Annotated in this window: 7 protein-coding genes; 3 read left to right on the top strand and 4 right to left on the bottom strand. The window is 60.4% G+C overall.

The features are described from left to right. Positions 1-49: 49 nt before the first annotated feature. A complete protein-coding gene (locus BDO18943_RS27785; RefSeq protein ID WP_080938607.1) occupies positions 50-1,018 on the bottom strand; it encodes a trypsin-like peptidase domain-containing protein in 969 nt (322 codons plus the stop codon). Positions 1,019-1,333: 315 nt separating this feature from the next. Here BDO18943_RS27785 and BDO18943_RS27790 point away from each other — a divergent pair, with 315 nt between their 5' ends. The 3 genes from BDO18943_RS27790 (at position 1,334) to pstS (ending at position 4,153) form a co-directional block, all read left to right on the top strand. Beyond that, positions 1,334-1,663, top strand: a complete 330-nt coding sequence (locus BDO18943_RS27790; protein ID WP_264159813.1) for a hypothetical protein — start codon at positions 1,334-1,336, stop codon at positions 1,661-1,663. A 559-nt stretch (positions 1,664-2,222) separates the two neighbouring features. Next, positions 2,223-2,666, top strand: coding sequence for a hypothetical protein (locus tag BDO18943_RS27795; RefSeq protein ID WP_045577984.1), 444 nt, complete (start codon positions 2,223-2,225; stop codon positions 2,664-2,666). A gap of 458 nt (positions 2,667-3,124) precedes the next feature. After that, positions 3,125-4,153, top strand: coding sequence for a phosphate ABC transporter substrate-binding protein PstS (gene pstS, locus BDO18943_RS27800; protein ID WP_059464124.1), 1,029 nt, complete (start codon positions 3,125-3,127; stop codon positions 4,151-4,153). A 93-nt stretch (positions 4,154-4,246) separates the two neighbouring features. Here the strand turns inward: pstS and BDO18943_RS27805 are convergent, their stop codons facing one another. The 3 genes from BDO18943_RS27805 to BDO18943_RS27815 all read right to left on the bottom strand — a co-directional run. After that, on the bottom strand, positions 4,247-5,578 hold the full coding sequence (locus BDO18943_RS27805) for an ATP-binding protein (protein WP_059464113.1): 1,332 nt from the start codon (positions 5,576-5,578) through the stop codon (positions 4,247-4,249). Further along, on the bottom strand, positions 5,575-6,237 hold the full coding sequence (locus tag BDO18943_RS27810) for a response regulator (protein ID WP_045577986.1): 663 nt from the start codon (positions 6,235-6,237) through the stop codon (positions 5,575-5,577). The genes BDO18943_RS27805 and BDO18943_RS27810 overlap by 4 nt, the downstream gene beginning before the upstream one ends. Beyond that, positions 6,222-6,578 (bottom strand): hypothetical protein (locus BDO18943_RS27815; protein ID WP_210771956.1); only part of this gene is annotated, 357 nt, incomplete at its 5' end. The genes BDO18943_RS27815 and BDO18943_RS27810, both read right to left, overlap by 16 nt.

Genomic DNA, 6,578 nt, shown 5'->3' on the forward strand with positions numbered 1-6,578 from the left:
CCGACTCCTTGAATGTGCGCCATACCGAGCTGCCGGCAGCGAAACTTGCTCAACCTGCGTCCGTGACTCGATCGTTTGGCCGCATCGGCCGGGACGCCTTGGCAAGCGGGGGCGTCTCCTCCTTCGCCGAGACTCCGAGTTGTCCATGCACGGCCTTGCCATGCAACTTCAACTGGCGTTCGACCTTCATGGCCTTGTCGATGGGTATCGCAAAGGCGAGACCCTGATACACGTTGCCGTCGTCCGGAGGTGGCGTTTCGATACCGACGACTTCACCCTTGAGGTTCAGGAGCGGGCTACCGCCGTCCCCGGAGTGTTCCGTAAGATCGGTCTGGATCAACGGAACGTACGATTGATCGGGAAGCAGACGGGAGAGGTTGCTGACGACACCTTTGACGATCGAGGTTCCCAGCCCGTAGGGCGAACCGATCGAGGCGACCCATTCGCCGGCCTTAAGCATCGCAGGTGATCCGATCCGGGCGACAGCCAGACCCGTCGCATGAACATGAAGCAGCGCGACACCACTCGCCGGATCGCTGCCGATCAACCGTGCGTGGTACGTTTGCCCGTCGGCGAGGGTAACGGAGATCCTCGATGCGCCCGCAACGTCGCCGGCATCGGTGAGGATGTTGCCGTCCGACGAGATGATGAAGCCGCTGGCGTGCCGCTGTGCCAGGGCACCGCGATCGGCGCCGGGTGGAGGTGAAAATTCCTCGAAGAAACCGAGGAACGGCACGTTCGCGCTGCCTGGCGGGGGCCACAGTTGCCGCACACTCGGTATTGTGTCGGTCCTGGACACCTTGACGGTCACGACGGCGGGGCCGTCGATTCGCGTCATGTTCTCGAAGTCGGACACGATTCCCGGGTAGGCCGTGAAACCCGGGCTTGCGGACAAAACAGCCTGCGGAGCGCGTGGCGCCGTTGCAGGTGACAGTGATTCCTTCCCCATGCAACTCGCGGACACGGCTGCAATGGCCAGACTGGTAAGCCCGATACGCTTGAACCCGATGCTTGCCATGACTACGCTCCCATCGCGCCGTGCCGAACGCACTGCGCATAGCCGCCCACACGGCTATTTCATGACACGACCATTCCACCGTAGGTCGCCAGAATTAAATTTTGCTTAAAAGTCCGGAATCAGTGTGTCCGTTCAAAGGAGCGAGCGTTGCGGCTCCTCGAGCTACAAGGGCGTCATGGCCGGGCAGGCGAGAGTGCGCGCCTACGCAAGCCAATGAACGGAGGAATGATTGGCAAGACGATCAGTTTCGACCGCAGAAAAGTCGAGACGCTGCCCAGCCATCCCCATTGAACGGCGCATTCGGAAAGGGCAAACATGGTTAGCGACGGTGTGAACGATACGCCGGCGCTGGAGGGTCCCAATGTCGGGATCGCGATGAGCGCGTGGGGAGCGGCTGCGTCTTCCGAAGCCGCCGACGTGGCGTCGCTCGTCGATCGTCTGGATCGACTCGTGGATGCGATGCGCATCGCACGACGGTCACGGCAGATCGCGCGCGAAAGCGTGGTGGCCGGCATGTCGTTATCCATCGTCGCAACGACTATAGCGGCAGCCGGCTTCCTGCAGCGCCCGTCATCGATAGCAAGTCCAATGCCACAGCGGCCAGTCCGCTTTCGTCGCGCCATTGGCTATTTCGCTGGAACATGAACGCTTACTCCTGAGGCTGGCGACCACCGATCATCTTCGAACGAAACGCCAGGTCATCATTAACCTGAACTCTGATCGCCGTTGGCGCAGTATGCGCAATCACGACTGCGATAAGGAAGCCTTAAGGTGCAAATCCTACGCTGATGACATCAGCTGGACATTCGTGTTGTGCATTGCGGTGGCCAGTTCGGATGAACGCGGGATGAAGTGTCATTGGAGGGCTTGCGATGAAATCTTTGCTCCTGATCGCCAGCGTGCTTGCCGCCACGGCGCCGCTCTACGCGTCAGCAACACCACCCGGAATACGCGGTGCACACCAGTGGGGGGAGACTCAGCGGGAGTCGACCGATCGACATGGGGTGCCGCCTCGAGCCAGAATTAATTTTCCAGGGCCGGACGAGTCGGGCTACGGCGGAATGGAGGCCGGCCAGCAAACCGGCAGGATGTCGTTGAGCAAGTCGCAACACGCGTTGTACGCCCATCACTAGCGCCGTGGGCGACGCGGCGTGCACACATGCGATTCAACAAAATCAATGCATCTCTATGAAGGAGGCAGCCCATGTTGCCGAAAATCTTGTTTATGGGGACCCGAGTCATCGCACTCGCGATTATCTCGTCGTCGGTATGGGCCGCCGAGCCGGCTTCGGTTAGGGTGAGGCTTTCAGACGGGGAAAATGGAAGGATGTCGCTGAGTCTAAGCCCGTCGAAGGTCGCGGCCGGTCCCGTCGAGTTCACGATAGAGAACGAGTCGCATACGATGAAGCACGAGTTTATGATCATTCGATGGTCCGGCTCCGATGTAGCGTTGCCCTACTATTCAAAAACACAGCAGGTGGCCGAAGACAAGCTGAAAGGGCTACAGGGTATCGAGGACCTGAATCAGCGCGAGATCGTAACAGCGCGATTTTCACTGAAGCCTGGAAGATACCTCGTGTTTTGCAACGAGCCGGGACACTACCGCTCTGCGATGTATAGCGATCTCATCGTCGGCCCTGAAAACTAACATGCAACCGATGGCGCTCATCGGTTTGCTCCGCGTGACTAATGCGGGCAGCGAGTGCTTCGAATCGACGAGGTTGTGTCATAGCTGGCCAAAGCGAATATCCGAGCGGCAGTGGGAAAAATCAGGATTTCATCCATGCTTTGATGCTTGCCGTGACGTCGGTGAATCTGCACCTACTATGATCGGATCGCATCTCACGGAGCCACACCGGAACTGAGCTGGTGTCGCCGAGATGCGGCGTGAAAGTCCGACACCAAGATAAGTGGCGCGCGGCGATCCGCCGTGCGGCGTCGGCACAACGAGGGTCTATCTTGACTGGTGCGGCTCGATCCTTCGGCGCGATTGACGGTGCGTGCGGTCGTGCGCGGAGCCGGCGCGCGCGAGCTCGGCAATACTGTCCCGAAACTGTCACATGTGACCGCTATCGTCCCGCGCTACCACACTCGGAAGGAATGGAAATGAAATTGAAAGCGATCCCGGTTCTGATGCTGACGATGCTCTCCTCGTCGCTTGTTCATGCGGTGGACATCACCGGTGCGGGCAGCACGTTCGCTGCACCGATTTACGCCAAATGGGCGGATGCTTATCACAAGTCGGGCGGTGGAAAAATCAACTACCAGGGGATCGGCTCGTCGGGCGGAATCAAGCAGATACAGGCCAAGACCGTCGATTTCGCGGGCTCGGACGCACCGCTCAAGGATGACGAACTGGCGAAAGACGGCCTGTTTCAGTTCCCGACCGTCGTTGGCGGTGTCGTGGCGGCGATCAATGTGCCGGGGATGAAGGCTGGAGAAATCACGTTGTCCGGCCCGGTGCTTGGCGACATCTACCTCGGGAAGATCAAGAAGTGGAACGATCCGGCCATCGTTGCGCTGAACCCCAAGGTCAAGCTGCCTGACCTCGACATCGCCGTAGTTCGTCGCGCGGACGGTTCGGGTACGAGTTTCATCTGGACGAACTACCTGTCGAAGGTCAACCCCGAGTGGAAGAGCAAGGTTGGGGAAGGCACGACCGTGGCATGGCCGACCGGTTCGGGAGGCAAGGGCAACGATGGCGTCGCCGCGTTCGTGCAGCGTCTGCCGGGCGCGATCGGTTACGTCGAGTGGGCGTATGCCAAGCAAAACCGGATGATCTACACGGCGATGAAGAACGAGTCGGGTGCGGTGGTCGAGCCGACGACCGAAACCTTCAAAGCTGCCGCGGCCGGTGCAGACTGGAAGAAATCGTTCTATCAGATTCTGACGAACGAGCCTGGCAAGAATGCGTGGCCGGTGGTCGGCGCGACGTTCGTGCTGTTGCATACGGTACAGGATAAGCCGGAGCAGGCGAAGGAAACGCTCAAGTTCTTCGACTGGTCATTCAGGAACGGCACCGCGGCCGCCGACAGTCTCGACTACATTTCGCTGCCGCAATCGGTGATCAGCGAGATCGAGGGCCAATGGAAGGTCAAGGTCAAGGATACGACCGGCAACCCCGTCGCCCCCTGATCACGTCACGCCCCCCCCTGAAGCGCTCAAGGGCGTAGCAGGGGGAGAGGAACATGTCCAGGCGCGACATGGCAGGAATCCGGTTGCTTCTTCTCAACTGGCTTGACGAGGAAAAATGACTCGAACGCTGAGTCCCCGTGTGTCGTCCCGGTTGGTCATCTGCAACTCCGCCTGGTGGTGCTCCGCGATACCTTGCACGATCGAGAGACCCAGGCCAGTTCCCGAAGCGTGCTGCCCCGCACCGCGATAGAAACGCTCCCACACTCGCGTCAACTCGTTATCGGGGATACCCGGCCCGGTATCTCGAACTTCCAGTACTGGACGATCTCCGTCTTTCTCGACCACGACATCGATGCTTGCGCCCGCGCCAGCGTACCGGATCGCATTGTCGACCAGATTGTTAAGCAAAATCCGCAGCTCTTCCTGATTTCCACGAACGATCACGGCCCCCGCGGCAACCAACCCCAAGTCAACATGATGAGCCTGCGCAACGCGTTCCCGATCGCCCACGACGGAGAGCGCGATCGCGGCAATGTCGATCGGTTCGGACAGGGTGTCCGGGGCCTGCGGCGCGAGGCGCGCCAGCGTCAGCAACTGCTCCGCCAGATGCGCGAGCCTGGACGTACCGATTCGGATCTGCGTGACAATCGCGTCGCGTTCCTGTTCGTCCCGGACAAGGGGAAGCAGCTCGGCTTGGATGCCGAGCCCCATGATCGGTGTGCGCAGTTCATGGGCGGCGTCGGCAATGAAGCGTCGCTGTATGGAGAACGACTCGTCGAGTCGGCGCAGAAGATCGTTGATAGCGTCGGCCAGAGGAACGACTTCGCCGGGCATCGTTGCCGTGTCGATCGACTGCATGTTGTCGGCGTCGCGTCGTCGAAGCGTCGATGCGATCTCGCGAAGCGGGTGCAATCCGTAGCCGATGCCGAACCATAGAAAGAGTGCAAGAACGGGGAGCAACGATAGAACCGGCCACAGCAGATGCATTGCGATTTCCGCGACGGCCTCCCAGCGTGCGCGTTGTACCTGGGCGACACGAATCAGGGTGTCGCCGCTCCGATACACGTAGGTATGCCATAGCTGCCCTCGACTGGCGACGTCAACGAGCCCGGGGCCTCGTGGCGGGGGCAGCGACGAGTCAGGGTCGGTGCTGAAAAGAACACCCGATCCACGCCAGATTTCAAGCAATACGCCGTGCGATTGCTGGCCCGACAAGCTGGTGTCGTCACTTTGCCTGACACCCGTCAGTGACAGGCGGCCGTTGGCATCGACGTTCACGTGCCGGGCGACCGCCTTCAACTGATCGCTCAGCAACTCGTCGATTTCGGTCAACGCACCCCAGTACGTGGTTGCGCTGGCGATTACGCCAATCAACAATGTCGCGGGCACGAGCCAGAGCAGGAGTCTGCGCCTGAGCGATTTCATCCAGGTGCTCCGATTCGATAGCCGATGCCTCGTACGGTCACGATGACGTCCGTACCGAGCTTCTGGCGCAGATGGTGAATGTGAACCTGGACCGTGTTGCTCTCGACTTCCTCGTTCCATCCGTAGAGGCATTCCTCGAGTTGCTCACGCTTAACGATCCCCTTTGGACGGCGGATCAGTTCCTCCAGGATGGCAAACTCCCGCGCCGTAAGCGGCACTTCTTCGGCCCGGAGCCAGACGCGGTGTTGCGCGGGATCGAGCCGCAGTGTGCCGGACTGGAACACGGTTTGCGGGCTTCCCGTTTGCCTGCGGAAAACGACGCGGATGCGCGCGAGCAGCTCTTCCAGCGCGAAAGGCTTGACAAGGTAGTCATCCGCACCGGCATCCAGGCCGGCCACGCGATCGCCAATGGCATCGCGGGCCGTGACGATGATGACCGGCGTCGGATCGTTTCGTTGGCGCAACCTTGCGAGAACCGATGAACCGTCTTCGCCGGGGAGTCCCAGATCGAGCAGGATCAGACCGTATTGTGTGGAGCGCAATGCGGTCGACGCGGCCTCGCCGTCCCGAACCCAGTCGACAGCAAACCCCGAATGCCGTAGCCCGCGCAGCAAACCATTGCCAATCAGCGCATCGTCCTCTACTACCAAAACGCGCATGCCGACTCCGTTTCGGTTGATCGCGATGACATGATCGCTGCATTGCCCTCTGGCAGGGCATACGAAAGCGAATCGAACCGCGGCACGGGATTGATCGCTGCCTTTTTGGCAAGGCGCCCGGAAAGTTCGCTGGAAATCGTCGCTGCCAGTACCGCATACCGCACCGTTGAATCCATCGCCATAGCCTCTCGACAGTCGCGGATCGACGCCCGCTTCGAAAGATCATGATGACGCATGCTTAAGGAATGGTTAACGGGTGCCGCACATGTCGCGGGGCGGCGTAAAGGAGCCGGGGATGGGCGGCGTAATGGCGCCAGCAGAACCGGGGGTAAAACGCGGAT

The sequence above is a fragment of the Burkholderia aenigmatica genome, from assembly GCF_902499175.1.
GTDB lineage: Bacteria > Pseudomonadota > Gammaproteobacteria > Burkholderiales > Burkholderiaceae > Burkholderia > Burkholderia aenigmatica.

Bases quoted from the DNA above. Each gene is read 5' to 3' on its own strand.
- BDO18943_RS27785 (WP_080938607.1), bottom strand. From the start codon at position 1,018: ATGGCAAGCATCGGGTTCAAGCGTATCGGGCTTACCAGTCTGGCCATT.
- BDO18943_RS27790 (WP_264159813.1), top strand. From the start codon at position 1,334: ATGGTTAGCGACGGTGTGAACGATACGCCGGCGCTGGAGGGTCCCAAT.
- BDO18943_RS27795 (WP_045577984.1), top strand. From the start codon at position 2,223: ATGTTGCCGAAAATCTTGTTTATGGGGACCCGAGTCATCGCACTCGCG.
- pstS (WP_059464124.1), top strand. From the start codon at position 3,125: ATGAAATTGAAAGCGATCCCGGTTCTGATGCTGACGATGCTCTCCTCG.
- BDO18943_RS27805 (WP_059464113.1), bottom strand. From the start codon at position 5,578: ATGAAATCGCTCAGGCGCAGACTCCTGCTCTGGCTCGTGCCCGCGACA.
- BDO18943_RS27810 (WP_045577986.1), bottom strand. From the start codon at position 6,237: ATGCGCGTTTTGGTAGTAGAGGACGATGCGCTGATTGGCAATGGTTTG.